Source organism: Streptomyces sp. NPDC088553 (assembly GCF_044752965.1).
Taxonomy (GTDB): domain Bacteria; phylum Actinomycetota; class Actinomycetes; order Streptomycetales; family Streptomycetaceae; genus Streptomyces.
Genome location: NZ_JBIVMG010000001.1, coordinates 1014989 through 1040697 on the forward strand (window position 1 = coordinate 1014989; position 25709 = coordinate 1040697).

At 72.4% G+C, this 25709-nt stretch carries 29 protein-coding genes and 1 riboswitch; of the genes, 17 read left to right on the forward strand and 12 right to left on the reverse strand.

Annotated elements, in window-relative coordinates; all coding sequences use genetic code 11:
* Positions 1–40 precede the first annotated feature (40 nt).
* Together ACIP8Z_RS04490 and ACIP8Z_RS04495 are read left to right on the forward strand one after the other, a co-directional pair.
* Positions 41–730: a lysophospholipid acyltransferase family protein gene (locus ACIP8Z_RS04490; protein ID WP_319313072.1), complete on the forward strand. Its 690-nt coding sequence runs from the start codon at positions 41–43 to the stop codon at positions 728–730.
* Positions 731–829: 99 nt separating this feature from the next.
* Complete coding sequence (locus tag ACIP8Z_RS04495) at positions 830–1867, forward strand: NAD-dependent epimerase/dehydratase family protein (protein ID WP_402078558.1); 1038 nt, start codon at positions 830–832, stop codon at positions 1865–1867.
* A 52-nt stretch (positions 1868–1919) separates the two neighbouring features.
* Here the strand turns inward: ACIP8Z_RS04495 and ACIP8Z_RS04500 are convergent, their stop codons facing one another.
* The 8 genes from ACIP8Z_RS04500 to ACIP8Z_RS04535 form a co-directional block, all read right to left on the reverse strand.
* Positions 1920–3500, reverse strand: a complete 1581-nt coding sequence (locus ACIP8Z_RS04500; RefSeq protein ID WP_402078560.1) for an alpha/beta hydrolase — start codon at positions 3498–3500, stop codon at positions 1920–1922.
* 190 nt (positions 3501–3690) lie between these two features.
* Entirely contained in the window at positions 3691–4434 is a 744-nt protein-coding gene (locus ACIP8Z_RS04505; RefSeq protein ID WP_402078932.1) for an urease accessory protein UreD, read from the reverse strand.
* The gene (ureG, locus tag ACIP8Z_RS04510; RefSeq protein ID WP_319311683.1) at positions 4431–5108 is read right to left on the reverse strand and encodes an urease accessory protein UreG; all 678 of its coding nucleotides are present in this window, start codon (positions 5106–5108) and stop codon (positions 4431–4433) included. Before ureG ends, ACIP8Z_RS04505 begins: the two co-directional genes overlap by 4 nt.
* 19 nt (positions 5109–5127) lie before the next feature.
* On the reverse strand, positions 5128–5793 hold the full coding sequence (locus tag ACIP8Z_RS04515) for an urease accessory protein UreF (protein ID WP_402078563.1): 666 nt from the start codon (positions 5791–5793) through the stop codon (positions 5128–5130).
* Positions 5793–7514, reverse strand: a complete 1722-nt coding sequence (locus ACIP8Z_RS04520) for an urease subunit alpha (protein ID WP_402078566.1) — start codon at positions 7512–7514, stop codon at positions 5793–5795. The genes ACIP8Z_RS04515 and ACIP8Z_RS04520 overlap by 1 nt, the downstream gene beginning before the upstream one ends.
* Positions 7507–7887: an urease subunit beta gene (locus ACIP8Z_RS04525; protein WP_402078569.1), complete on the reverse strand. Its 381-nt coding sequence runs from the start codon at positions 7885–7887 to the stop codon at positions 7507–7509. Before ACIP8Z_RS04525 ends, ACIP8Z_RS04520 begins: the two co-directional genes overlap by 8 nt.
* Before the next feature lie 13 nt (positions 7888–7900).
* Positions 7901–8203 (reverse strand): urease subunit gamma, encoded by a 303-nt coding sequence (locus ACIP8Z_RS04530; protein WP_389030253.1) that lies wholly within the window; start codon positions 8201–8203, stop codon positions 7901–7903.
* A gap of 155 nt (positions 8204–8358) precedes the next feature.
* A complete protein-coding gene (locus ACIP8Z_RS04535) occupies positions 8359–8985 on the reverse strand; it encodes a TetR/AcrR family transcriptional regulator (protein ID WP_402078573.1) in 627 nt (208 codons plus the stop codon).
* A 104-nt stretch (positions 8986–9089) separates the two neighbouring features.
* Here ACIP8Z_RS04535 and ACIP8Z_RS04540 point away from each other — a divergent pair, with 104 nt between their 5' ends.
* Entirely contained in the window at positions 9090–10097 is a 1008-nt protein-coding gene (locus ACIP8Z_RS04540) for an ABC transporter permease (RefSeq protein WP_402078576.1), read from the forward strand.
* 196 nt (positions 10098–10293) lie between these two features.
* Here ACIP8Z_RS04540 and ACIP8Z_RS04545 read toward each other — a convergent pair whose 3' ends face one another.
* Positions 10294–10572 carry a type II toxin-antitoxin system Phd/YefM family antitoxin gene (locus ACIP8Z_RS04545; protein ID WP_030316684.1) on the reverse strand — a complete coding sequence of 93 codons (279 nt, stop codon included), beginning with the start codon at positions 10570–10572 and terminating at the stop codon, positions 10294–10296.
* 58 nt (positions 10573–10630) lie between these two features.
* Between ACIP8Z_RS04545 and ACIP8Z_RS04550 the strand changes: the two genes are divergently transcribed.
* The 3 genes from ACIP8Z_RS04550 (at position 10631) to ACIP8Z_RS04560 (ending at position 12568) form a co-directional block, all read left to right on the forward strand.
* Positions 10631–11254: a ClpP family protease gene (locus ACIP8Z_RS04550; RefSeq protein ID WP_402078580.1), complete on the forward strand. Its 624-nt coding sequence runs from the start codon at positions 10631–10633 to the stop codon at positions 11252–11254.
* A 7-nt stretch (positions 11255–11261) separates the two neighbouring features.
* Positions 11262–11567, forward strand: coding sequence for a hypothetical protein (locus ACIP8Z_RS04555; RefSeq protein WP_402078582.1), 306 nt, complete (start codon positions 11262–11264; stop codon positions 11565–11567).
* Between the two features lie 314 nt (positions 11568–11881).
* Positions 11882–12088, forward strand: a riboswitch (cyclic di-AMP (ydaO/yuaA leader).
* Between the two features lie 3 nt (positions 12089–12091).
* Positions 12092–12568, forward strand: coding sequence for a C40 family peptidase (locus ACIP8Z_RS04560; RefSeq protein WP_319311666.1), 477 nt, complete (start codon positions 12092–12094; stop codon positions 12566–12568).
* A gap of 74 nt (positions 12569–12642) precedes the next feature.
* Here the strand turns inward: ACIP8Z_RS04560 and ACIP8Z_RS04565 are convergent, their stop codons facing one another.
* Both ACIP8Z_RS04565 and ACIP8Z_RS04570 read right to left on the reverse strand, forming a co-directional pair.
* Positions 12643–13080, reverse strand: coding sequence for an ATP-binding protein (locus tag ACIP8Z_RS04565; RefSeq protein ID WP_402078585.1), 438 nt, complete (start codon positions 13078–13080; stop codon positions 12643–12645).
* A 158-nt stretch (positions 13081–13238) separates the two neighbouring features.
* Positions 13239–14420, reverse strand: coding sequence for an 8-amino-7-oxononanoate synthase (locus ACIP8Z_RS04570; protein WP_402078588.1), 1182 nt, complete (start codon positions 14418–14420; stop codon positions 13239–13241).
* Between the two features lie 143 nt (positions 14421–14563).
* Here ACIP8Z_RS04570 and bioB point away from each other — a divergent pair, with 143 nt between their 5' ends.
* The 11 genes from bioB (at position 14564) to mug (ending at position 25286) form a co-directional block, all read left to right on the forward strand.
* Entirely contained in the window at positions 14564–15826 is a 1263-nt protein-coding gene (gene bioB / locus ACIP8Z_RS04575) for a biotin synthase BioB (RefSeq protein WP_402078591.1), read from the forward strand.
* The gene (locus tag ACIP8Z_RS04580) at positions 15819–17099 is read left to right on the forward strand and encodes an adenosylmethionine--8-amino-7-oxononanoate transaminase (RefSeq protein WP_402078594.1); all 1281 of its coding nucleotides are present in this window, start codon (positions 15819–15821) and stop codon (positions 17097–17099) included. The genes bioB and ACIP8Z_RS04580 overlap by 8 nt, the downstream gene beginning before the upstream one ends.
* 35 nt (positions 17100–17134) lie before the next feature.
* The gene (gene bioD / locus ACIP8Z_RS04585) at positions 17135–17869 is read left to right on the forward strand and encodes a dethiobiotin synthase (protein ID WP_402078596.1); all 735 of its coding nucleotides are present in this window, start codon (positions 17135–17137) and stop codon (positions 17867–17869) included.
* A gap of 216 nt (positions 17870–18085) precedes the next feature.
* On the forward strand, positions 18086–18430 hold the full coding sequence (locus tag ACIP8Z_RS04590; RefSeq protein WP_402078599.1) for a VOC family protein: 345 nt from the start codon (positions 18086–18088) through the stop codon (positions 18428–18430).
* Positions 18431–18440: 10 nt separating this feature from the next.
* The gene (locus tag ACIP8Z_RS04595; RefSeq protein ID WP_402078602.1) at positions 18441–19115 is read left to right on the forward strand and encodes a class I SAM-dependent methyltransferase; all 675 of its coding nucleotides are present in this window, start codon (positions 18441–18443) and stop codon (positions 19113–19115) included.
* 63 nt (positions 19116–19178) lie between these two features.
* Complete coding sequence (locus ACIP8Z_RS04600; RefSeq protein WP_402078604.1) at positions 19179–19604, forward strand: GNAT family N-acetyltransferase; 426 nt, start codon at positions 19179–19181, stop codon at positions 19602–19604.
* 220 nt (positions 19605–19824) lie between these two features.
* A complete protein-coding gene (locus tag ACIP8Z_RS04605; protein ID WP_402078606.1) occupies positions 19825–21168 on the forward strand; it encodes a hemolysin family protein in 1344 nt (447 codons plus the stop codon).
* A complete protein-coding gene (locus ACIP8Z_RS04610; protein ID WP_402078607.1) occupies positions 21165–22184 on the forward strand; it encodes a hemolysin family protein in 1020 nt (339 codons plus the stop codon). The genes ACIP8Z_RS04605 and ACIP8Z_RS04610 overlap by 4 nt, the downstream gene beginning before the upstream one ends.
* A 121-nt stretch (positions 22185–22305) precedes the next feature.
* Positions 22306–23088 (forward strand): SGNH/GDSL hydrolase family protein, encoded by a 783-nt coding sequence (locus tag ACIP8Z_RS04615; protein WP_402078610.1) that lies wholly within the window; start codon positions 22306–22308, stop codon positions 23086–23088.
* 183 nt (positions 23089–23271) lie between these two features.
* Positions 23272–24714 (forward strand): adenylosuccinate lyase, encoded by a 1443-nt coding sequence (gene purB / locus ACIP8Z_RS04620; RefSeq protein WP_319311596.1) that lies wholly within the window; start codon positions 23272–23274, stop codon positions 24712–24714.
* Positions 24715–24776: 62 nt separating this feature from the next.
* A complete protein-coding gene (mug, locus tag ACIP8Z_RS04625; RefSeq protein WP_402078613.1) occupies positions 24777–25286 on the forward strand; it encodes a G/U mismatch-specific DNA glycosylase in 510 nt (169 codons plus the stop codon).
* A 5-nt stretch (positions 25287–25291) separates the two neighbouring features.
* Here the strand turns inward: mug and ACIP8Z_RS04630 are convergent, their stop codons facing one another.
* Positions 25292–25702, reverse strand: coding sequence for a hypothetical protein (locus ACIP8Z_RS04630; protein ID WP_402078616.1), 411 nt, complete (start codon positions 25700–25702; stop codon positions 25292–25294).
* Between the last annotated feature and the right edge of the window lie 7 nt (positions 25703–25709).

Sequence of the window (25709 nt, forward strand, 5' to 3'; positions counted from 1 at the left end):
GGATACAACGGGCTTGACGGACGACGAACGGGGGTCGCGGGTGTTCTACCACCTGATGAAGTACGTACTGCTGGGACCGCTCCTGAAGCTGCTCTTCCGGCCGCGTATCGAGGGTCTGGAGCACATCCCGGAGGAGGGTGCGGCGATCGTCGCGGGCAATCACCTCTCCTTCTCGGACCACTTCCTGATGCCGGTCGTGCTCGACCGGCGGATCACCTTCCTGGCGAAGCAGGAGTACTTCACGGGGCCGGGGATCAAGGGCCGGCTCACGGCCGCCTTCTTCCGGGCTGCCGGACAGATCCCGGTCGACCGCTCGGGCAAGGAGGCCGGCAAGGCGGCGATCCGGGAGGGCCTCGGGGTGCTCGGGAAGGGTGAGCTGCTCGGCATCTACCCGGAGGGCACGCGCTCGCACGACGGGCGGCTCTACAAGGGGAAGGTGGGCGTGGCGGTGATGGCGCTGACGGCCGGGGTGCCGGTGGTGCCCTGCGCGATGGTGGGGACCTTCGAGATCCAGCCGCCGGGGAAGGTCGTGCCGAGGATCCGCCGGGTCACCATCCGGTTCGGGGCGCCGCTGGACTTCTCCCGGTTCGCCGGGTCGGCGGGCGAGAAGGCGGTGGTCCGCGCGGTGACGGACGAGATCATGTACGAGATCCTCCGGCTGTCCGGGCAGGAGTACGTGGACGACTACGCGGCGGTGGTGAAGGCGGCGGAGGCGGAGGCCGACGGCTGAACCCCGGCGGGAAGTTCCCCCGGCGGGGACGCTGTGAGCGGATCCGCGCTCGGCGCAAACGGCTGGGCCGCCGCACGGGACGGCCGTAGCGTCTCGATCATGACCAAGGGAACCGCGTTCGTGCTGGGTGGATCGGGACAGGTGGGGCGGGCGGCCGTGCGGGCGCTCGTCGCGGACGGCTGGGAGGTGACGGCCGCCTCGCGGGGCGGCGGCAGGGACGAGAGGTGGCCGGCCGAGGTCCGGTCGGTGGTGCTCGACCGGACCGAGGAGGGCGCGCTCGCGGCCGGTCTGGGTGACGGATGCGATGTGCTGGTGGACATCGTGGCGTACGACGCCGGGCACGGCCGGCAGCTGACGGGGCTCGCGGACCGGGTCGGTTCGGCGGTGGTGGTGTCGAGCGGCGCCGTCTACGAGGACGAGCAGGGGCGCAGCTTCGACACCCAGGACCGGCCGGACGGCTTCCCCGACTACCCGCTGCCGATCCGGGAGGACTGGCGGACGGTGGCGCCCGGCGACACGTCGTACAGCACGCGGAAGGTGGCGCTGGAGCGGGAGTTGCTCGCGGCGGGCGACGCCCTGCCGACGACGGTGCTGCGGGCGGGCGCGATCCACGGACCGTACTCCCCGGGCCCGCGCGAGTTGTGGTTCGTGAAGCGGGTGCTCGACGGGCGGCCGGTGCGTCCGCTCGCGTACGGCGGGGCCTCGCGGTTCCACCCGGTGCACGTGGACAACCTCGCGGAGCTCGTCCGGCTGGCGGCGGCGAGGCCCGGCAGCAGGGTGCTCAACGGCGGGGACCCGGAGGCGCCGACGGTGGCGGAGATCGGGGCGGCGATCGACGCGGTCATGGGCGTCGAGAGCGAGACGGTGCTGATCGAGGGCGCGCCGCCGCGGGACATCGTGGGGTCGACCCCGTGGACGGCGCCCCGGAACGTGGTCTACGACATGGCGGCGGCGGAGCGGGAGTTGGGGTACCGGCCGGTGGTGTCGTACGCGGATTCGCTGCCGGAGACGGTCGCGTGGCTGACCGAGCGGGTGACGGGCCGGGACTGGCGGGAGACCTTCCCGAATCTCGCGAAGTACGGGGTGGACCTCTTCGACTACGCGGCGGAGGACGCCTGGCTGGCGTCGCGGGGGTGACACGGGTGAGGGGAGGGACGGCTGTCCCTCCCCTCATCGGGCCGTCAGCGTGTTACGGCTTCGGGGTGGCGTGCGGGGCGCAGGTCTGGTCCGTGGCGTCCAGCTTGCCGGTCAGCAGGTAGGCCTCGACCTTGGTGTTGAGGCACGGGTTGACCAGGCCGGTGATGCCGTGCGAGCCGGCGTCCTTCTCCGTGATCAGGCGCGAGCCCTTGAACCGCTTGTGCAGCTCGACGGCGCCGGCGTACGGGGTGGCGGCGTCGCGCTCGGACTGGGCGATGAGCACCGGCGGCAGGCCCTTGCCGGTCTTCACCTCGGTCGGGCGCTGGCGCGGCGCGGACCAGGTGGCGCACGGCAGGTTCATCCATGCGTTGGCCCAGGTCATGAAGGGGTACTGCTGGTGGAGCCGGCTGTTGTCCCGGTCCCACTTCTTCCAGCTGGTCGGCCAGGGGGCGTCGGCGCACTCGACCGCGGTGTAGACGGCGTTGCCGTTCTCCGAGGCGGCGTTGCCGGCGGTGTCGGTGGGGTCCGAGGCCGCGTTGTCGATGAGCGGCTGCGGGTCACCCGCGGCGTACGCGCTCCAGGCCTCGGCCACCGGGGCCCACATGGAGTCGTAGTAGGGGGCGTTCTGGAAGAAGCCGATGAGCTCGGCCGGGCCGACCTTGCCGCCGAGGGGCGCCTTCTTGGCGGCGGCGCGCAGGGTCACCCACTGCTGCTGGACCTCCGCCAGGGTGTCGCCGAGGTGGTAGGTGGCGTCGTTCTGGGCGACCCAGGTCATCCAGTCCTTGAGCCGGCCCTCGAACGCGATGTCCTGGTCGAGGTTGACCTCGTACCAGACCTTGCGCGTCGACGGGTTCACGACGCTGTCGAGGACCATGCGGCGGACGTGGGTCGGGAAGAGGGTGCCGTAGACCGCGCCGAGGTAGGTGCCGTAGGAGACGCCGACGAAGTTGAGCTTCTTCTCGCCGAGGGCGGCGCGGATGACGTCGAGGTCACGCGCGGTGTTGGGCGTGTTCATGAAGGGCAGCATGTCGCCGCTCTTCTCGGCGCAGCCCTTGGCGTACTCGGCGGCGAGCTTGCGCTGCGCGCGCTTGTCGGCCTCGCTGTCGGGGACCGGGTCGAGCTTGGGGCCCTTGACGAACTCGCTGGGGTCGACGCAGGAGATGGGGGCCGACTTGCCGACGCCGCGCGGGTCGAAGCCCACGAAGTCGTAGGCCTTGGCGGCGCCCGCCCAGATCGCGTTCTTGGTGGTGACCCGGCGCGGGAAGCGCAGGCCGGAGCCGCCGGGGCCGCCCGGGTTGTAGAGGAGCGCGCCCTGGCGCTCGGCGGGGGTGCCGGTGGCGTTGATCCGGTCGACCGCGATCTTGATCTTCTTGCCGTTGGGCTTCGCGTAGTCGACGGGGACGGTGACCCAGCCGCACTGGATCGGCTTCTCGAGGCCCCAGGCGGCCGGGCAGTCCTGCCAGTCGATGCCCGCCTGGGCGGCCCGCGCCGCCGCGACGGCGACGCCGATCGACTCGGCGTCGCGCAGGTGGCGGTTGCTGTCGGCGTTCGCGGCCGGGGCCGCGAGCGCGCCCGCGACGAGCGTGCCCGCTATCAGGGTCCCGGCCGAGCCGAGCATGGCGGTACGTCTCAACGTGTACTCCCCCAGGATGAGCGCCACCCCCCGTGGCGGCGCTGTGTGTTGGCTGTCCGGGGGATCCTTTCGTCCCGGGGGCACCCGATGAAAGGGCGAACGCGTGTTTCTTTGCCGAACCAATAACCGGTGAACGGTGTACCGCTGAGCGGTGACCTCTCTACGGACGCATAGATCCGGTCAGACTCCGTCAGAACGGTGCGAGTTCGGACAGAGCGGTGTCGAGCAGTCGCCGGACCGCGAGCGCGTCCGGGGCGACGACGGTGACGAGGGCCGCGGGTCCGGCGAGCGGGGTGACGGCGGCGTGCTCGCCGAGCAGCCGCGGCGGCACCGGCTTCTCCGCGAACGCCGGATCGACGACGAGGAGCTGCCCGGTGGCCCGGTGGCCGCCGAGGACCGCGCCGCCGTCCCAGCCGCCGGGGGCGCCGGGGCCGAAGGCCAGCTCCTGGTCGAGGAGCGGGCGCCCGGCGCGCCGGACGGTGAGGCGGGTGACGAGGGTGCCGGGCGGCTCGCCGTGCCGGCCGAGGATCTGCTCCTCGCGGAGGACCAGCCGGGCCGTCGCGGCGAGCTCGACGACGGTCCGCGTCCGCAGGTGGGAGCCGTGCACGGAGACCACCTGTTCGGGCAGCCAGCGGAGCACCCCGTCCTCGCCGACGGTGATCCGGACGTCGTACGCGGCCGGCTCGGCGCTCCGGCCCGGCAGGGCGAGGGTGGCGGCGGCCGAGTCGACCAGGAGCCTGGCCCCGTCCCGTACCTCGGTCTCGACGGCGAGCCGGTCACCGCCGAGCGGCGCGCTCATCGCCCCGACGACGGTGACCCGGGTGTACGGCCCCGAGGCCCTGGTCCGGCGCAGGGCGAGGGGCCCGTCGCTCACGAGCAGCGGCAGGCCCCCGTCGGCGTCGGCGGCGATCCGGGCGGTGGCGCGCAGGCTCACGCGGTCCATGCCCCGAGCTGGGCCCGGACCCAGTCGGCGACCGGAGCCACGCCGTGCTCGGCGCGAAGCGAGGTGAAGGCGACGGGCAGTTCGCCGCGCTGCTCCTTGGCGTCGCGCGCCATCCGCTCCAGGTCGGAGCCCACGTACGGGGCGAGGTCGGTCTTGTTGACGACGAGGAGGTCGGCGGTGGTGACGCCGGGGCCGCCCTTGCGCGGGATGTCGTCGCCGCCGGCCACGTCGATGACGAAGATCTGGGCGTCGACGAGTCCCTTGGAGAAGGTGGCGGTGAGGTTGTCGCCGCCGGACTCGACGAGGATGAGGTCGAGCGGGCCGACGCTGTCCTCAAGGTCCTCGACGGCTTCGAGGTTGGCGGAGATGTCGTCACGGATGGCGGTGTGCGGGCAGGCACCGGTCTCCACGGCCTGGATCCGCTCGGGCGGCAGGACGGCGTTGCGGAGCAGGAACTCGGCGTCCTCGCGGGTGTAGATGTCGTTGGTGACGACCGCGAGGGAGAGCGTGTCGCGCAGGACCCGGCAGAGGGCGGCGACGGTGGCGGTCTTGCCCGAGCCGACCGGTCCGCCGAGCCCGATGCGCAGGGCGCGGCGGGTGCCGTCGGGGCGATGGGCGTCGGCGGAGACGGCGCCGTGGTGGGTGTGACCGTGGTCGAGGTGCATGGGGCGGCTCCAGTGGTTCTCAGGACGCGAAGAGGCGGACGGGCCAGGACGCGTGCTGTTCGGCGGTGATGTCGAGGAGGGGCGCGGAGGCCGCGGGCAGGGCGTCGACGCCCTGGCGGGCGGCGCGCGCGGCCTCGTCGGCGACCAGGTCCATGGCGGGGGCGAGGCGGGCGAGGACGGCGGTGGCCTGGAAGGGGTCCAGGCTCAGCAGCCGGACCACGGCGGTGGCGGGACCGCTGACGGTCTCGTACGCGACGCAGTGCGCGGCGTCCTCGGGGCCGAGCCCGGCGGCGCGGGCCGCGACGCCGAGGACGACGGGCTGATGGGCCCCGCGCGGGAACGCGGCGGCGAGCGCGTCGAGTTCGGCGCACGGCCAGGTGGCGCGCGCCGCCCGCATCAGCTGCCGGCCGAGTCTGCGGGCGGCGGCGCGCAGGGCGGGCGAGGGGGTGCGGGCGTCGGCGGCCGCGTCGAGTTCCTCCGGGTCGAGTCCGTGCGCGGCTCCGGCGGCGAGCGCGGCGGAGGTGAGTCCGGTGGTGTGCAGCCGGCCCCGGCAGAAGGCTTCGAGTCCGGCCGCGTCCTGGATGCGGCCGGCTTTGACGGCGGCCTCGGCGCCGCCGGAGTGGGCGTGCCCGCCGGCGGGGAACCGCCCGTCGGCGAGCACCATGAGTGCGGAGCGACTCGTCATCAGAAGAGGAAGTAGCGCTGGGCCATGGGCAGTTCGGCGGCGGGGGCGGGTTCGACCGCTGCGCCGTCGATCGTGACCGTGAAGGTGTCGGCGTCGACCTCGACCCGGGGCATCGCGTCGTTCTCCCGCATGTCCGCCTTGGACACCCGGCGGGTGCTGCCGATCGCGGTGAACTCTTTGTGCAGGCGGAGCCGTTGGGCGATGTCGTCCTCGATCGCCGCCTGAGCGACGAAGTTGACGGAGCCGGCCGCCGCCGCCTTGCCGAGCGCGCCGAACATCGGCCGGGGCAGGACGGGCTGGGGGGTGGGGATGGAGGCGTTGGCGTCGCCCATCTGCGCGTAGGCGATCTGGCCGCCCTTGAGGACGGTGAGCGGCTTCACCCCGAAGAAGGCGGGCTCCCACAGGACCAGGTCGGCGAGCTTGCCGGCTTCGACGGAGCCGATGAGATGGTCCATGCCCTGGGCGACGGCCGGGTTGATCGTGTACTTGGCGACGTAGCGGCGCGCGCGGTGGTTGTCGGCGCGGCCGTCCCCGGGCAGGGCGCCCCGCCGCTTCTTCATGACGTGGGCGGTCTGCCAGGTGCGCATGATCACCTCGCCGACGCGGCCCATGGCCTGGGAGTCGGAGGAGATGATCGAGATGGCGCCCAGGTCGTGGAGGACGTCCTCGGCGGCGATGGTGGAGGGCCGGATGCGGGACTCGGCGAAGGCGAGGTCCTCGGGGACGGCCGGGTTGAGGTGGTGGCAGACCATCAGCATGTCGAGGTGTTCCTCGATGGTGTTGACGGTGTGCGGCCGGGTCGGGTTGGTCGAGCTGGGCAGGATGTACGGCTCCGAGACCACCGTGATGATGTCGGGCGCGTGCCCGCCGCCGGCGCCCTCCGTGTGGTACGCGTGGACGGTGCGCCCGGCGATGGCGGCGAGGGTGTCGCCGACGAAGCCGGCCTCGTTCAGGGTGTCGGTGTGGATGGCGAGCTGGGCGCCCGTCTCCTCGCACACGCCCAGGCAGGCGTCGATGACGGCGGGGGTGGCACCCCAGTCCTCGTGGATCTTGAATCCGAGCGCTCCGCCGCGCAGTTGGGAGTGCATGGCCTCCCGGGACATCGTGTTGCCTTTGCCGAGCAGTCCGATGTTGACGGGGAAGGTGTCGAGGGCCTCGAACATCCTGGCCGTGTGCCAGGGGCCGGGGGTGACCGTGGTCGCCTTGGTGCCCTCGGCCGGTCCCGTTCCGCCGCCGACGAGGGTGGTGACACCGGTGGCGAGGGCCTGCTCGACGACGGTCGGCGAGATGAAGTGGACATGGGCGTCGACGGCGCCGGCGGTGACGATCCGGCCGTTGCCGACGATGATCTCGGTCTCGGGGCCGATCACCAGGTCGGGGTGGACCCCGTCCATGGTGTCGGGGTTGCCCGCCTTGCCGAGGGCGGTGATCCGGCCGTCCCGGATGCCGATGTCGGCCTTGACGACGCCCCAGTGGTCGATGATCACGGCGCCGGTGATCACGGTGTCGGGGGCGCCCTCGGCGCGGGTGGTGCGCGCCTGGCCCATGGACTCGCGGATGACCTTGCCGCCGCCGAAGACGGCCTCGTCACCGGCGCGGCCGGGGCCGCCGCTGCGGTCCTCCTCGATCTCGACGAGGAGATCGGTGTCGGCGAGCCGGATGCGGTCGCCGGTGGTGGGGCCGAACAGGTCGGCGTAGACGGCGCGGTGCAGGTCAGGCACGGTCGGCCCCCTCGGCCTCGGTGGCCTCGGCGGCCTGGTCGGCGCGGTCGGCCGCGTGGTCGGTCGTGTCGAGCGGGCCCGCCGTGCCGCCGCGCAGGCCGGGCACGATCCGGCGGCCGGCGAGCGGGACGAGTTCGACCTCGACGGGGATGCCGGGCTCGAAGCGGACGGCGGTGCCGGCGGCGATGTGCAGGCGCTGCCCGTGCGCGGCGGCGCGGTCGAGGTCCAGGCCGGGGTTGACCTCGGCGAAGTGGTAGTGGGAGCCGACCTGGACGGGCCGGTCGGCTGCGTTGAGCACGGTCAGACGCGTGACGGGGCGCCCCTCGTTGAGGGTGACGGGCTCGTCCGCGTACAGGATCTCTCCGGGGATCATCGGCGCGGCCCGTTCAGACGATGGGATCGTGGACGGTGACGAGCTTGGTGCCGTCGGGGAAGGTGGCCTCGACCTGGACGTCGTGGATCATCTCGGGGATGCCGTCCATGACCTCGTCGCGGGTGAGCACCTTGCGTCCTGAGGCCATGAGCTCGGCGACGGTACGACCGTCCCGGGCGCCTTCGAGGATGTGGGAGGTCAGGAGGGCGACGGCCTCGGGGTGGTTGAGGCGCACACCCCGGGCCAGGCGCTTGGTGGCCACGTCCGCGGCCACATGGATGAGCAGGCGTTCCTGTTCGTGCGGGCTCAGTTGCACTCTTCCACCTCACAGTCGTCGACCGGGGACACCCGGACAGCTGCGGACCCTACCGACCGTCAACACCTTGTTGAACTGCGGAGATGCGGCACGCGGCCAGACATTGCACGTTAGGGCGGAAGTTTTTCCGGCTCGTTAACTGCGGCTTTGCGTTTTCATGATCGTCGGACCGGATCGACCGACATGGACATCAGACCGCGGAGCCCGTCCTCCAGGACGTCGACGGCGACATCGCCGAAGAGGGCCTGCTGGGCGATGAAGCCCTGGACGACGGCGATCAGCGTGCGGGCCACGTGGTCGGCGGGGACGTCGGCGGACAGGATGCCGCTCTCCCGGTACACGGCGACCAGGTCCGCCCAGACGACGCGCATGCCGTTGTAGCCCTCCGCGAGGGTCTTCGCCAGGCGCTCGTCGCGCAGGGTCTCCGTCCACACCTGGATGATCAGGCGCGCGAAGGCCTGCCGGTCTGCGCCCTCGATCCGCTCCTCCAGGAAGAGCCGGAGCACGGCGCCGATCAGTACGTCGGGGGTGGGCGGCGGCGTGGTCCTGGACGCCTCCTCGAAGGCCCCTCTGATCCCGGCGAACGCCTCGGTCGCGATGGCCGCGATGATCTCGTCCTTGCCGCGGAAGTACCGGTAGACCGCGCCGGCCGACAGGCCGACCTCGCTGAGCACGTCCTGCATCGAGGTGGCGTGGAAGCCGTTGCGGGCGAAGCAGCGCGCCGCGCCGTCGAGGATCTGGCGCCGGCGGGCGTCGAGGTGTTCCTGGGAGACACGAGCCATGCCCCGAACCTAAAACGAATATTCATTCTTGACAACTTCCGAGGCCCGCAGGACAGTGATGGAACATAAAAACGAACGATCCTTCTCTTTGAATCGAGGACATCATGTCCGCCAACGCCACCGCCGTCGGCGCGGGGCGCAGGACCATCGCGGTGATGGTGCTGATCCCCGTCGTCGTCGCCCTGACCCTCTGGGCCTTCGCGTGGCCCGCGGCCCGGACGGCCCCCCGCGACCTGCCGATCGGTGTCGCGGGTCCCGCCACGGTGGCCACCACCCTGGAACAGGACCTCGCCCGGCACGAGGGGGCCTTCGAGGTCCACCGCTACGCGGACGAGGCCGCGGCCCGCACGGCGATAGAGGACCGCGATGTATACGGAGCGGTGGTCGTGACCCCCGGCGGCACGGAACTCCTGACGGCCTCGGCGGCGAGCCCCGTCGTGGCCGGGCTCCTGCGCGAGGCCCTGACCGCACAGGCCCCGGAGGGCACGAAGATCCAGGTCACGGATGTGGTCGCCGCCCCGGCGGGCGACCCGCGCGGGGCCGTGCTCGCCTCCAGCCTGCTGCCGCTCGCCCTGGCCGGAGCGGCGGCGGGGGTCGTGACGACCCTCCTCGGCCTGCGCGGCGGGCGCGCGGCGGCCGCCCTCGCCGGCGCCGCGGCGCTCGCGGGCGTCGTCGGCGCGGCCCTCGCTCACAGCTGGCTCGGCGCGCTCGGCGGGAACTGGTGGGCCGAGGCCGGAGTCCTGGGCCTCACCGTGCTGGCGATCGGATCGACGTTCGCCGGGCTCGCGGCCCTCGTCGGAAAGCCGGGCCTCGGGCTCGGGGCGCTGCTGATGATCCTGCTCGGCAACCCCTTCTCCGGCGCGTCGAGCGCTCCGGAACTCCTGCCGACCGCCGTGGGCACCCTCGGCCAGTGGCTGCCGCCGGGCGCCGCGGGCTCGGCCCTCCGGTCCGTCTCCTCCTTCGAGGGCGCGGCGGCGGGCGGACCGCTGCTCGTCCTCACCCTCTGGGCGGCGGCGGGCCTCACGGCGGCCTTGATCGGAACCCGGAGGCGTACCGGACCCACGGAGCCGGTGGCTGCGGCGCCGGCCCCGATTCCGGCGCGCGCGGGCTGATCCGGCCCACCGAGCCCATACGCGCGAGAAGACGGCCGCGTGCCCCCGCTGTAGCGGACGGGGGCACGCGGCTCTTCGGTGTGCGCTCGCGAGGACGGCGAGGGTCGGCGGACGGATCCGCCGGTCGGGCGCCAGGCGTCGCGGCCCCGGCCCTGATCCGCCGGACAGGACCCGGCCATGATCTGCCGGACAGGCCCTAGGAGACGCCGGGCTCGCGGTGGTGGGCGGCGATGCCGAAGCGGCGCTGTTCGCCGGTAGCGGAGTCCAGGGAATGGAGGCCGGAGACCGAGCTGATCACCTGCTCGTCGGCGGGCTTCTCGGCCGCCTCGAGTTCCTCCAGGTCAGCGGCGGAGACCAGGGCGACCAGCGGCTTCCCGTGGCGGGTGACGACGACGCGCTCCCCGCCGTAGACGACGCGGTTGATCAGGTCGGCGAGCTCGGCTCGCGCTTGCGTCACCGGGATCTCGTAGGTCATGCTCCCCATCTTACGGGCTGTACGTCCTGTACATTTTTTACAGATGGAGGTACCCACCATGGATGCTCGCCACGTCCTGCCCGAGTTCACGGAGCGCACCAGCTACGGAACCCGGACCCTCGACCCCTACTCGAAGCTCCTCTCGAACCGGATCGTCTTCCTCGGGACGCCGATCGACGAGACGTCGGCCAACGACGTCATCGCCCAGTTCCTGTATCTGGACCACGCGGGCCCCGAACAGGACGTCTCGCTCTACATCAACTCCCCCGGCGGCTCGATCAGCGCCATGACCGCGATCTACGACACGATGCGCTCGCTCCACTGCGACGTGGAGACCACCTGCCTGGGCCAGGCCGTCTCCACCGCCGCCGTGCTGCTCTCCGCCGGCACCCCGGGCAAGCGCATGATGCTCCCGGGCGCCCGGGTCACACTGCGTCAGCCCGCCATGGACGAGCCGCTCCAGGGCCAGCCGAGCGATCTCGACATCCACGCCCGTGAACTGCTCCGCCTCCGCGCGCTGATGGCGGGGATGCTCGCCGAGCACACGGGGCGGGACCGGGAGCGCGTCGACGCCGACCTCGACCGCCTCACGGTCCTGGACGCGCCGGCGGCGGTCGCGTACGGCCTGGTGGACCACGTGATCACGAACCGGCGCGCGGGCGCCGGCGGCACGGCGGGGTGAGCCGGCCGTGGTTCCCGAGCTGCCTCCGCTGCCCGCCCTGACCCGCGCCGAGAGTGAACTCGTCGACGCCTACCTCGAAGTCGTCGACCTCCTCGGAAAGATCAATCCATCCAGAGGCCCGCATACCTATGGCGCGTTGCGTGCGGCACAAGCCCTGGTAGGGCGGGCGGAGGCACTCCTCCAAGCCCTGACGCTCATGCATATGCGGGGCGAGAACGAGGTGCACGCGGACACATTGGCGCGCGCCCTCAGGGTGTTGGACGGTGAGCGCCGCGCGGACCGCGTCACCGTCCCGCGCACCCGGGCGAGTTGACATATCCGCGTGTCGTGTCGAGGTCCGGACGGCCGACGCGCACCGCAGAATCGCTCCCCCGTTCGGCGTAGTCGACGAGTCGACATATGTGCCGGGTGAGTTGCGCAACAGGTGTACACATCTGGCGGAATGGGGTGTTCCACCGCTGGTGCGAGGCTCGTAGGCCACACCTCCGAAGATCGCAAAGGCTCCCTGTCCACCCGTATGGATCAGTCGTGAGGAGCCTCACATATCGCCGTTTCAGCTCGGATTTCGACCTGTGTGTGGGTCAAGATCCCTGTCGACGACAAGCCCCCGCCACCGCGGCGGGGCGGTCCGGGCGGACGCCGAGTCCTGCCGCTGTCCCGGACGTCTGGTCGACAGGATTGGATCGGCAGGAGTGGAGGACCCGATTTTTACGGGGCGTACGCGCTGTTCCGGCAGCGAGGCCGTCCCTTGGGGTGAAGCCGCGTCAGCGGCCGGGCATCTTCGCCAGCCCGAACCCGACAGGTCATCCTTCGCAGGCGGCTGACGAAGGGTTGCGCATGACTGCGCAGATGCACGTCCCGTCCCTGCTGTCCCGGGCCGGAGCCGTCTCGGCTCTCACCCTCGCCGCCGTCGGCGGCACGCTGTTCGCACCCGGTGCGGCGGCGGAGGCCCAGGCAGCCACCACGCACGCGAACAAGGCACTGAGCGTCGCCGCGTCCAAGAAGGGAGCTCCGTACCGGTACGGGAGCACCGGACCCTCCAGGTTCGACTGCTCCGGTCTGACGCTCTACGCGTACAAGCAGGCGGGCAAGTCGCTGCCCCGCACCGCGCAGCAGCAGTACAACAAGACCCGGCACATCTCCGCCTCCACCAGGCAGAAGGGGGACCTGGTCTTCTTCCACTCCGGCGGGAGGGTGTACCACGTGGGCATCTACGCCGGGAGCGGCAAGATCTGGCACTCGCCCAAGACGGGTTCATGGGTGAAGCTCGACAAGATCTGGTCGTCGAAGGTCTACTACGGCCGCGTCCGCTGATCAGGCGGCGGTAGCGGTTCGTCCGTGGGGGGGGTGCGGTGGCGCCGCCGTACCCCTGACCGACAGCACGGGACCTAACAGCTCGCCATGGGGGCCACGGTCCACGGCAGAGTGATCCAGACCGTCTTGCCGCCGTCCTCGGTCGGCGTGACCGACAGACGGCCGCCGGCTTCCGCGGCCAGGACGCGGATGATGACCATGCCGCGGCCGTTGTCCTGCTGGACCGCCGCCGGGAGGCGGCGCGGCCGGCGCGGATGACTGTCGGTGACGCCGATGTGGAGCCGCTCGTCGCGCTCCAGACGGACGTCGACCGTGAAGGTGGGCGACTGCCCGAGCGTGTGCAGAACGGCGTTGGTGGCCAGTTCGGAGACGATCAGCCGGATCGAGTCCGCGATCTCCGCGGCGTCGTCCAGACCCCAGCCCATGAGGACGTCCGCGACGTACCGACGTGCTGTGGGGACCGAGGCGGGATCGCTCGGCAGCGTGACGGATGCTTCCTGGTGATCTGCCATGACGACGCTGTCCCTTTCCCACCGGGGCCACCGCCCCGGATTGCGCTTCGCGTCAGAGTGCCACCGATCGTGCCGCGCCGTGCGGCGTTCCACCAAGATATGTCCCCATCTGTCGCCCGAAGCGGTGAACTCTGGGGCCCGGAAACGCTCTTGGCGTCCTACCCGGCCGCGGGAGCGGTGCGCAGGATCGTCCGTACCGCGTGCTCGATCTGCGCGTCGGTCAGATCGGCGCGGGCCGTGAGCCGCAGCCGTGAGATGCCGTCGGGGACCGACGGGGGCCGGAAGCAGCCGACCGCCAGCCCCTGTTCCCGGCAGTCCGCAGCCCAGCCCAGGGCCGCCTCCGGCGAGGGCGCGCGCACCGAGACGACGGCCGCGTCGGGCCGGGCCGCCGTGAGACCGGCCTCGGTGAGCAGCCGGTACAGCGTGGTCGCGACGGTACGGGCCCGCTCGGCGAGGCCCGGTTCGGCCCTGATCAGACGCAGGCTCGCGAGGGCGCCGCCCGCGGCGGCCGGGGCGAGACCGGTGTCGAAGATGAAGGTGCGGGCCGCGTTCACCAGGTGCTCGATCACCCGGGCCGGGCCGAGGACGGCACCGCCCTGGCTGCCGAGGGACTTGGAGAGGGTCAGGGTGGCGATGACGTCCTCGTCGCCCGCGAGCCCGGCCTCGTGGAGGGCGCCCCGGCCGCCTTCGCCGAGGACACCGAAGCCGTGGGCGTCGTCCACCACGAGTCCGGCGCCGTGCGCGCGGCAGGCTTCCGCCAGCTCCGCCAGCGGGGCCTTGTCGCCGTCGACGGAGAACACGGAGTCGCTGACGACCAGGGCCCGCCGCCCGGGGTGCGCGCCGAGGGTCTTGCGTACGGCCTCGGGTTCGGTGTGCGGCACGACGGCCGTCTCGGCGCGGGCCAGGCGGCAGCCGTCCACGATCGAGGCGTGGTTGGACGCGTCGGAGACGATCAGGGAGTCGCGGCCGCCGAGCGCGGTGAGCGCGGCCAGGTTGGCGGTGTAGCCGGAGGAGAAGACGAGGGCAGCCTCGAAGCCGCAGAACTCGGCGAGCTCGCGCTCCAGCCGGGTGTGCAGCCGGGTGGTGCCGGTGACGAGCCGGGAGCCGGTGGAGCCGGCGCCCCAGCGCCTCGCCGCGTCGGCGGCCGCCTCGGTGACCTCCGGGCGGCGGGTGAGGCCCAGGTAGTCGTTGCCCGCCAGGTCGAGCAGGTCCGACTCGGCGGCCCGTGGCCGCAGCGTACGGACGAGACCGGCGTCCGCCCGGCGGCGCGCCTCGGCGTCGGTCCAGTCGAACGCGGTACGGCGGGGGCCCGCGGCCCCCGCGTCGTCGGCCTGTGGCATTCGGCGATCCTTTTGTAGGCAGCGCACAGACCCTAACCGGAGGATGCCGAGGTCGGGATGTGGTCATCCACACACCTCTATCGGGGGCGTTTGTTCGGATCCTCCTTGGCCAGGGGGTGGGCGGTAGGCAAGGATCAGCGTTTATGGACCTGCTGAACACGCTGGTGGAGAAGGGGCTGCGGCGCGAGCTGCCGACCCGTGAAGAAGCGCTCGCCGTCCTGGCGACCTCCGACGACGAACTGCTCGATGTGGTGGCGGCGGCCGGCAAGGTGCGCCGTCAGTGGTTCGGGCGCCGGGTGAAGCTCAACTACCTGGTGAACCTGAAGTCGGGCCTGTGCCCCGAGGACTGCTCGTACTGCTCGCAGCGGCTCGGCTCCAAGGCCGAGATCCTCAAGTACACCTGGCTGAAGCCGGACGAGGCCTCGCAGGCCGCCGCCGCGGGTGTCGCGGGCGGGGCCAAGCGGGTGTGTCTGGTCGCGAGCGGCCGCGGTCCGACGGACCGGGACGTCGAGCGGGTCGGCAGGACCATCGAGGCCATCAAGGAGCAGAACGAGGGCATCGAGGTGTGCGCCTGTCTGGGCCTCCTCTCGGACGGCCAGGCGGAGCGGCTCAAGGACGCCGGCGCCGACGCGTACAACCACAACCTGAACACGTCCGAGGCGACGTACGCCGGAATCACCAAGACCCACACGTACGCCGACCGGGTGGACACCGTGCAGAAGGCGCACGCCGCCGGTCTGTCGGCCTGCTCGGGTCTGATCGCCGGCATGGGCGAGACCGACGAGGACCTCGTCGACGTCGTGTACGCGCTGCGCGAGCTCGACTCGGACTCGGTGCCGGTCAACTTCCTCATTCCCTTCGAGGGGACGCCGCTCGCCAAGGAATGGAACCTCACCCCGCAGCGCTGTCTGCGGATCCTGGCGATGGTGCGGTTCGTCTGCCCCGACGTCGAGGTGCGGATCGCGGGCGGCCGTGAGGTGCACCTGCGCTCGATGCAGCCGCTCGCGCTGAACATCGCGAACTCGATCTTCCTCGGCGACTACCTGACGAGCGAGGGCCAGGCCGGCCAGGCCGACCTGGACATGATCGCGGACGCGGGCTTCGAGGTGGAGGGCGCGGGCACGACGACGCTCCCGAAGCACCGCGCGGACGCGCTCGCCGCGGCGGGCGGCGGCTGTGGTTCCCAGGCGTCGGCGGGATGCGGCTCGCACGACGCGTCGGAAGGCGCGGGCTGCGGCTCGCACGACGCGGCCGGTGGCGGCTGCGGTCCGTGCGGCGGTCACGCGCAGGCGGCCCCTGCGGCGGAGCCCGCCGCCGAGCCCGCGAACGAGGTGCCGGGCGCCCGTCCCGACCTCGTGGCGGTGCGCCGCCGCGGCGCCGGGACGGAGCTCGCCCCGAATGCGTAACGACGAACTGCTCGCCCTGGACCGGGCACACGTCTGGCATCCGTACGGGCCCATGCCGGGACGCACGGAGCCGCTGGTCGTCGAGTCCGCGTCGGGCGTCCGGCTCCGGCTCGCCGAACCGGTGCACGGCCAGGCCGAGTTGATCGACGGCATGTCCTCGTGGTGGTCGGCGCTCCACGGCTACAACCACCCCGTCCTCAACGAGGCGGCGCACAGCCAGCTGGACCGGATGAGCCACGTCATGTTCGGCGGGCTCACCCACGAGCCGGCCGTGCGGCTCGCCACCCGTCTGGTCGAGATCACCCCGGAACCGCTCCAGCACGTCTTCCTCAGCGACTCCGGCTCGGTCTCCGTCGAGGTCGCGGCCAAGATGTGTCTGCAGTACTGGCGCTCGGTGGGCCGGCCCGGCAAGCAGCTCCTGATGACCTGGCGTGGCGGCTACCACGGGGACACCTGGCAGCCGATGTCGCTGTGCGACCCCGAGGGCGGGATGCACGAGCTGTGGTCGGGCGTGCTCCAGCGCCAGGTGTTCGTCGACGCGCCGCCGGTCACGTACGAGGAGTCGTACGCCCGGATGCTGCGGGAGCAGATCGCCCTCCACGCGGACGAGGTCGCCGCGGTGATCGTGGAGCCGGTGGTGCAGAACGCGGGCGGGATGCGGTTCCACCCGCCCGAGTACCTGCGGGTCCTCCGCGAGGCCTGCGACGAGCACGGGGTCCTCCTGATCTTCGACGAGATCGCGACCGGCTTCGGCCGGACGGGCACGCTGTTCGGCGCCGGCCAGGCCGGTGTCTCCCCCGATGTGATGTGTGTGGGCAAGGCGCTGACGGGCGGTTACCTGTCGATGGCGGCCACGCTCTGCACGACGGAGATCGCCGAGGGCATCTCGCGCGGCGAGGTTCCCGTCCTGGCGCACGGGCCGACCTTCATGGGCAATCCGCTGGCCGCCGCGGTGGCCTGCGCGTCGATCGACCTGCTGATGTCCCAGGACTGGGCGCTGGAGGTCAAGCGCATCGAGACGGGACTCCGCGAGGGGCTCGCCCCCGCCGCGGAACTCCCCGGTGTGCGCGACGTGCGGGTGCTCGGCGCGATCGGCGTCGTCCAGCTCGACCACGACGTCGACATGGCCGCGGCCACGGAGGCGGCGGTCCGGTCGGGCGTGTGGCTGCGCCCGTTCCGCGACCTGATCTACACGATGCCGCCGTACGTGACGGGCGACGAGGACCTGGCCCGCATCTGCGCCGCGGTGCGCGCGGCGGCGGTCGCGGGCTGACGGGAAGAACGGGAAACGGGAGAACGGGGAGAACCGTGGGAATCATCGTCGTCAGCGGTACGGGTACGGAGATCGGCAAGACCGTCGTGACCGCCGCCGTCGCCGCCGTCGCCACCGCCGCCGGCCGTACGGTCGCCGTCCTCAAGCCCGCGCAGACCGGCGTCGGGCCGGACGAGCGCGGTGACGCGGACGAGGTCGTCCGGCTCTCGGGCGCGGTGGGCTCGGCCGAACTGGGTCGTTTCCCGGAGCCGCTGGCCCCGGGGACGGCGGCCCGGCGGGCAGGGCTCGCCCCGGTCGGGCCCGCGGAGGTCGCCGAGGCCGCGCGGCGGCTGGCCGCCGAGTACGACCTGGTGCTCGTGGAGGGGGCGGGCGGGCTGCTCGTCCGCTTCGACGAGGAGGGCGGCACGCTCGCGGACGCGGCGGCGCTGCTCGGCGCGCCCGTTCTGGTGGTCGTCCCCGCCGGTCTGGGGACGCTCAACTCCTCGACCCTGACGGCGGAGGCGCTGCGGGCGCGCGGGATCGAGCAGCTGGGCGTGGTGATCGGCAGCTGGCCGGACGCGCCGGACCTGGCGATGCGCTGCAACCTGGCGGACCTGCCGCGGGAGGCGGACGCGCCGCTCCTCGGAGCCGTACCGGAGGGGTCGGGGTCGCTGGGCCCGGCGGAGTTCCGGGCGGCGGCGGGCGGGTGGCTGGGGCCGGAGCTCGGCGGCACGTGGGACGGGGACGCGTTCCGGGAGAAATTCGCGGAGCCGTACGCGGGAGCTTCGTAGCGGCAGGACGCGGGGGCCTCGTGACGCTTGACGCCGGGGTCCGCGGAGCAGGAGGCGGGGCCTCGTGAGGCGTGACGCGGGGGCCCGCGGAGCAGGCGGCGGGGCCTTGTGACGCGTGACGCGGGGGCCCGTGGAGCAGGCGGCGGGGCCTCGTGACGCGTGACGCGGGGCCCCGTTTCGAGGGACGCGCGTGCCTTCACTCCGTAGGCTGGAGGCATGCGCGCTCACGTTCAGGAGATCGTCTTCGACTGTGCCGATCCGGCCGCTCTGGTCCGGTTCTGGGCAGGGCTCCTCGGTGGTGATCCGGTCGACCGGAGCGGCGACTGGTCGTACGTGGACCCGCCGGATTTCGTCCGGCTCGCCTTCCAGCGGGTGCCGGAGGGCAAGGCCGTGAAGAACCGCGTCCATCTCGACCTGGAGGTCGAGGACCCGGTCCTGGCCGCCGACGAGGCACTGGCCGCGGGCGCGTCCCGGGTCGGCGGGCCGGTGACGGACGAGCAGGGCTCCTTCCAGGTCATGCGCGACCCGGAGGGCAACGAGTTCTGCTTCGTGACGGGCTGAGGAGGCTCAGATGACACCGCCGAACACTCCGTCACCCGCCTCGTCCGCAGCCCCTGGCGTCCACCATCCGCTCTTCGCCCGCTTCTACGCCCGGTTCAGCGTGTCCGCCGACGCCAAGGGCGGGCTCGGCGCCCTGCGGGCGGAGCTGCTCGCCGGGCTGTCCGGGCGGGTGATCGAGATCGGGGCGGGCAACGGGCTGAACTTCGCGCACTACCCGGCCGACGTCACCGAGGTGATGGCCCTCGAACCGGAGTCCCGGCTGCGGCGGCTGGCCCAGGAGGCCGCGCTGCGGGCCCCGGTCCCGGTGACCGTGCTCCCGGACACGGCAGAGGCGCTGCCGCTGGAGGACGCCTCCTTCGACGCGGGGGTGGCCTCCCTCGTGCTGTGTACGGTACGGAACCTCCCGCAGGCCCTCGCCGAGCTGCACCGGGTGCTGCGCCCCGGCGCCGAGCTGCGCTTCTTCGAGCACGGCGTGGCCGACACGCCCGGCCTCGCGCGCGTGCAGCGGGGCCTCGACCGGACGGTCTGGCCGCTGCTCTTCGGCGGCTGCCACACCTCCCGCGCCCCGCTCGCGGCGATCGAGGCGGCCGGCTTCGTCCTGGGCCCGTACCGCGCGTTCGACGTTCCGGAGAAGGGGCCGCGGCTGCCCTCCTCGCCCTGTGTCCTGGGCGTGGCCCGGCGGTAGCCTCGGCGTCCCACGGAGCGGAAATCCTGGCGACGGCCCGGCCCCGTCTGATGGGATCAGGCCATGATCGACCTGCAGATACGTGCCGCCTCCCCCGACGACGCCGAGGCCGTGCTGGCCTTCTGGAAGGAGTCCGCCGAGGGGACCTCGATCTCGGACGACGTGCACGGGGTGACCCGGCTCGTCGCACGCGATCCCGAGGCACTCCTCCTGGCGGTCGCCGACGACCGGATCGTGGGATCCGTCATCGCCGGCTGGGACGGCTGGCGCGCCTCCCTCTACCGTCTGGCGGTCCTGCCCTCGTACCGCCGCCGGGGCATCTCCACCGCGCTGCTCCGCGCGGCCGAGGAACGATTCCTCGCACTAGGGGGACGGCGTGCGGACGCCATGGTCCTGGAGGCGAACGAGACGGGACAGCGGCTGTGGACGGCGGCCGGGTACGGTCGTGAGGATCACTGGCGCCGCTGGGTGAAGCCGCTCACGGACTGAACGGTGTCGGCCGGACCGGGGCCGGTCACCCGCTGTTTTGCCGATCCTTTACCATGGTCTCTCATTCAGACGACCCGACGACCGAAAGGTGTGAGCGTCCGCCCATGGGCGAGCCTCCCAGTAGTACTGATTTCCGTACTGCTCCCGAAAGCACCGGCGACGACAGCCGACATCGAGCATTCCCCCTCCCCCTGACTGATCATGGGACGGAGGTGAACCGATGACCGAAGTGCTTCTGCTCCTCCTGGCGCTCCTCCTCTCCGTCGCGTGCGGCGCGTTCGTCGCGGCCGAGTTCTCGCTGACGACGGTCGAGCGCCGTGAGCTCGAGGACGCCGCCGAGCGTGGCGAGCGCGGTGCGGCGGGAGCGCTCAAGGCCGTCAGGTCGCTGACCTTCCAGCTCTCCGGCGCCCAGCTCGGCATCACCGTCACCAACCTGGTCGTCGGCATGCTGTCCGAGCCGTCGATCGCCAAGCTGATCCGGGGTCCTCTCGAGGACCTCGGCCTCTCCGCCTCGGTCGCCTCCTCGGTGGCGCTGGTCCTGGGCACCGCCCTGTCGACCGTCGTCCTGATGGTGGTGGGCGAGCTGGTCCCCAAGAACTGGGCGATCTCCTCGCCCCTCGCGGTCGCGAAGGTGGTGGCCACCCCGCAGCGGATGTTCACCGCTGCCTTCAAGCCGCTGATCAGCCACCTCAACAACACCGCGAACCGGATCCTGCGCCGTCTCGGCATGGAGCCGACCGAGGAGCTGGCGTCGGCGCGCTCCCCGCAGGAGCTGGTCGCGCTCGCCCGCCACTCCGCGAAGGAGGGCGCCCTGGAGGCGGACACGGCCGAGCTGTTCGTCCGGACCCTCAACCTGGCCGAGCTCACCGCGGAGAACGTGATGACGCCCCGCGTGCAGGTCACCGCGCTCGACGTGCAGGCCACCGCCGAGGACGTCGCCAACGCGACCCGGGCCACCGGCCTCTCCCGCTTCCCCGTCTACCGGGGCAGCCTCGACTCGGTCGTCGGCATCGCCCACATCAAGGACGTCCTGGCCATACCGGCCGAGGAGCGGCGCCACCGCCGGATCGGCGAGCTGCTGCGCGAGCCGCTGCTCGTCCCCGAGACGCTGACCGTGGACCGGCTGCTCGACCGGCTGTCCGGGAAGCAGACGATGGCCGTCGTCATCGACGAGTACGGCGGCACCGCCGGGGTCGTCACCCTGGAGGACATCGTCGAGGAGGTCGTCGGCGAGGTGCGCGACGAGCACGACCCGCACGAGACGCCGGACCTGGCGCGGGCGGGCGAGGACGCGGACGGGCGTGAGCTCTGGTCCGCCGACGGCGCCGCCCGTACCGACCAGGTGGAGGTGATCGGCCTCCGGGTGCCGGACGGCCCGTACGAGACGCTCGCGGGCTTCGTCGCCCATGAGCTGGGCCGTATCCCGGCCGTCGGGGACAGCGTGGAGCTCGACGGCTGGCGGCTCGACGTCGTGGACGCCTCGGGCCGGCGCGCCGCGCGCGTGCTGCTGCACGCGCCCGCGTCGCGGGGGCACCAGGACGAGACCGGGGAGGCCGGCCGATGATCGTGATCCAGCTGTTGATCGGTCTGCTGACCCTGGTCGTCAACGCCTTCTTCGTCGGCGCCGAGTTCGCCCTGATCTCGGTGCGCCGCAGCCAGATCGAGCCGCTGGCCGAGGACGGGAACCGGCGGGCGCGCAGCGTCATCTGGGGCCTCGAACACGTCTCCGCGCTGCTCGCCGCGGCGCAGCTCGGCATCACGCTCTGCACCCTGGTGCTCGGCATCGTCGCCGAGCCGGCCATCGCGCACCTGCTCGAACCGGTCTTCGACGCGGTGGGCGTGCCGCACGGCCTGGTCCACCCGATCTCGTTCGTGATCGCGCTGAGCGTGGCCACGTATCTGCACATGCTGCTGGGCGAGATGGTGCCGAAGAACATCGCGCTGGCGGAGCCCACGCGTACGGCGCTGCTGCTCGGACCGCCGCTGGTGACGCTGGCGCGGGCGCTGCGACCGGTGATCTTCGCGATCAACGCCTTCGCCAACGTGCTGCTCAAGCTGCTGCGGGTGGAGGTCAAGGACGAGGTCGCGGCGACGTTCTCGGACGACGAGCTGGCCCGGATGGTCACCGACGCCGGTGACGCGGGGCTGCTCGACGACCGGGCGGCCGAGCGGCTGCACGACGCCCTGGAGCTGGGCCGCCGTCCCGTACGGGATGTCGTGATGCCGGCCGAGAAGGTCGTGTACGCGCGGGTCGGCACGACTCCGGGCGAGCTGGAGGCGCTGGCGGCGCGGACCGGGTACTCGCGCTTCCCGGTGGTCGACGAGGAGCGCAGGATCCTGGGCTATCTGCACGTCAAGGACGCCCTGGACGTCTCGCCGCGCGACGAGCCGTTCCCGGTGTCCGCGCTGCGGCCGATCGCCCGGGTCCGCGCGGCCACGCCGCTGGACGACGTGCTGACGGCGATGCGCCGCAGCCGGACGCATCTCGCGGCGGTGCTCGACGAGGACGGCAAGCCGGCCGGCCTCGTGACGATGGAGGACGTGCTGCGGGAGCTGGTGGGCCGCCCGGCGGCGCCGTAGCGCCGGACGCGGGTGGCGGAGGGCCTCGGGAACGCGCGTTCCCGGGGCCCTCCCCCGTTCACGGGGGGGGGCAGGGCTCCGGCGGAGGGCCGCGCATACCGCGCGGTATGATCTCTCCGCCATGGAGATCAATGCCACGTACAACAGTTTCGTCGCCCTCGGCGACAGCTTCACCGAGGGAATGTCGGACCGTAAGCCCGACGGCTCCTACCGGGGCTGGGCCGACGTCCTCGCGGACCGGCTGGCCGCCCGCGCCCCTGGCTTCCGGTACGCCAACCTCGCCGTACGCGGCAAGCTCATCGGCCAGATCGTCGAGGAGCAGGTCGAGACGGCCGCCGCGATGAAGGCCGATGTCGTGACGCTCGTCGGCGGGCTCAACGACACCCTGCGACCCAAGGTCGACATGGGGCGGGTGCGCGGACTGCTCACCGAGGCCGTCGAGACGCTCACGCCGTCCTGCGGTCAGCTGGTCCTGATGCGCAGCCCCGGCCGGAACGGGCCGGTCCTGGAGCGCTTCCGCCCCCGGATGGAGGAGCTGTTCGCGCACGTCGACGACCTCGCCGCCCGGCACGGGGCCCTGGTCGTCGACCTGTACAGCGCCCCCTCGCTCGCCGACCCCCGGCTGTGGGACGTGGACCGGCTCCACCTCACCACCGACGGGCACCGGCGGGTCGCCGAGGCCGTGTGGCAGACGCTCGGCCTGGCGCCCGAGGCGGACTGGCGGACACCACCGCCCCCGACCCCCCTGCCGGGCTGGGCGAGCCGCCGCGCGGCGGACGCCCGCTTCGCCAGGGAGCACCTGGGACCGTGGATCGGGCGGCGCCTCACCGGCCGCTCGTCGGGCGACGGCCGCGCGCCCAAGCGCCCGGAGCTGCTGCCGTACGAGCCGTCGACGGAGCCGTAGACCCGGCGGAGCGCCGTTCGGGAGCGGTGGCCGTGAGGTGCGGCCGTGAGCTGCGACCGTTCGACCGTGAGGTTCGCCCGTGAGCTGCGAACCGTGAGCTGCGATCGTGAGCTGCGTCTCGTAGCAAACTCCAGGTCGGACCGTGGCGCTGGCCTGCAGAAATCGCCAGTAAACTCTGTCCACGTGACTGCTGTGACTGCGAAGCCCCGCATCCCCAACGTTCTGGCCGGCCGCTACGCCTCCGCGGAGCTCGCCGTCCTCTGGTCCCCCGAGCAGAAGGTGAAGCTGGAGCGTCAGCTCTGGCTCGCCGTGCTGCGTGCGCAGAAGGACCTCGGGATCGAGGTTCCGGACGCCGCCCTCGCCGACTACGAGCGCGTGCTCGACCAGGTCGACCTCGGTTCCATCGCCGAGCGCGAGAAGGTCACCCGGCACGACGTGAAGGCCCGGATCGAGGAGTTCAACGCCCTCGCCGGCCACGAGCACGTCCACAAGGGCATGACCTCGCGCGACCTCACCGAGAACGTCGAGCAGCTGCAGATCCGGCTCTCCCTGGAGCTGATGCGGGACCGTACGGTCGCCGTCCTCGGCCGTCTCGGCAAGCTCTCCGCCGAGTACGCGGAGCTGGTCATGGCCGGCCGCTCGCACAACGTCGCCGCCCAGGCGACCACCCTCGGCAAGCGGTTCGCGACGGCGGCGGACGAGCTGCTCGTGGCGTACGCCCGCCTGGAGGAACTGCTCGGCCGCTACCCGCTGCGCGGCATCAAGGGCCCGGTCGGCACCGCCCAGGACATGCTGGACCTGCTCGGCGGCGACGCCGGCAAGCTGGCCGACCTGGAGCAGCGGATCGCCGGTCACCTCGGCTTCGCCCACGCCTTCACCTCGGTCGGCCAGGTCTACCCGCGCTCGCTCGACTACGACGTGGTCACCTCGCTGGTGCAGCTGGCCGCCGCCCCGTCGTCGATCGCCAAGACCATCCGCCTGATGGCCGGCCACGAGCTGGTCACCGAGGGCTTCAAGCCCGGCCAGGTCGGCTCCTCGGCGATGCCGCACAAGATGAACACCCGCTCCTGCGAGCGCGTCAACGGCCTCATGGTCATCCTGCGCGGATACGCCTCGATGACCGGCGAGCTGGCGGGCGACCAGTGGAACGAGGGCGACGTCTCCTGCTCGGTGGTCCGCCGGGTCGCGCTGCCCGACGCGTTCTTCGCGCTCGACGGCCTCCTGGAGACCTTCCTCACCGTGCTCGACGAGTTCGGCGCCTTCCCGGCCGTCGTCGCCCGTGAGCTCGACCGCTACCTGCCCTTCCTGGCGACCACCAAGGTCCTCATGGGCGCCGTGCGCGCCGGTGTCGGCCGCGAGGTCGCCCACGAGGCGATCAAGGAGAACGCCGTCGCCTCCGCCCTCGCCATGCGCGAGCAGGGCACCGTGCAGAACGAGCTCCTCGACAAGCTGGCCGCGGACGAGCGCATCCCGCTGGACCGCGCGCAGCTCGACGAGCTGATGGCGGACAAGCTGTCCTTCACCGGCGCCGCCGCCGACCAGGTCGCCGCGGTGGTCTCCCGTATCGAGGAGATCCTCAAGCAGCACCCGGAGGCCGCCGCCTACGCCCCCGGGGCGATCCTCTGACCGGGAGCCCCCGGTTCACCCAGGAGCAGCTGGAGGCCGCCCGTGACCGCGTCGTTCCCGACGTGGTGTCGGGCGGCCTCTCGGTGTTGTTCTGCGGGATCAACCCGGGTCTCATGACGGCGGCGACGGGCCACCATTTCGCCCGCCCCGGCAACCGCTTCTGGCCGGTGCTCCACCTGTCCGGGTTCACGCCGCGGCAGCTGCGGCCGGACGAGCAGGAGGAGCTCCTGACGTACGGCCTCGGGATCACGAACGTGGTGGCGCGGCCCACCGCGCGGGCCGACGAACTGAGCCGGGAGGAGTACGTCGAGGGCGGCCGGATCCTGGCCGCGAAGGTGGAGCGGCTCGCGCCCCGCTGGCTCGCGGTCGTCGGTGTCACCGCGTACCGCACGGCCTTCGGCGAGCCGAAGGCCGCCATCGGGCCGCAGGAGCGCGTGATCGGGTCCACCCGGATCTGGGCGCTGCCCAACCCGAGCGGTCTCAACGCGCACTGGACGGCGGCGACGATGGCCGCGGAGTACGCCCGTCTCAGGGAGGCCGCCGAGGGGGAGACCGCCGGGCCCGCCGTGTGACGCCGTCACGACGGCGGGTCGACCGCGGTGACCACGGCGAGCAGCTGGAACGGCAGTTCCTTGTCCCACTGGGAGACGCCGAGTCCGATCCACAGCCCGTCGGCCCGCCACAGGCGCAGGTCCGGGGTGTGGCAGCTGAGGGTGGACCAGGGCTCGGGTATCGACTCGCCCTCCATGCTCCGCTCCAGGACGAGCCCGAGATCGAGCTCCCGGGGCTCGCCCCAGCGCACGGTGAGCAGGGCGCCGAGCCCCTCCCGTTCCGCTTCGTACTGGTCCTCGACGATCGGGCGGCGTGTGCCGTCGTCCTCCCAGAAGTCCTCGCTGGTCGCGAGCTCCGCCAGGTGGTGGTCCGGGCCGCCGTCGAATCCCCGGGCCCTGAGTAAGTCGATCGCCGCCAGGTGGTCTGCCGTGGTCATGGCTCCA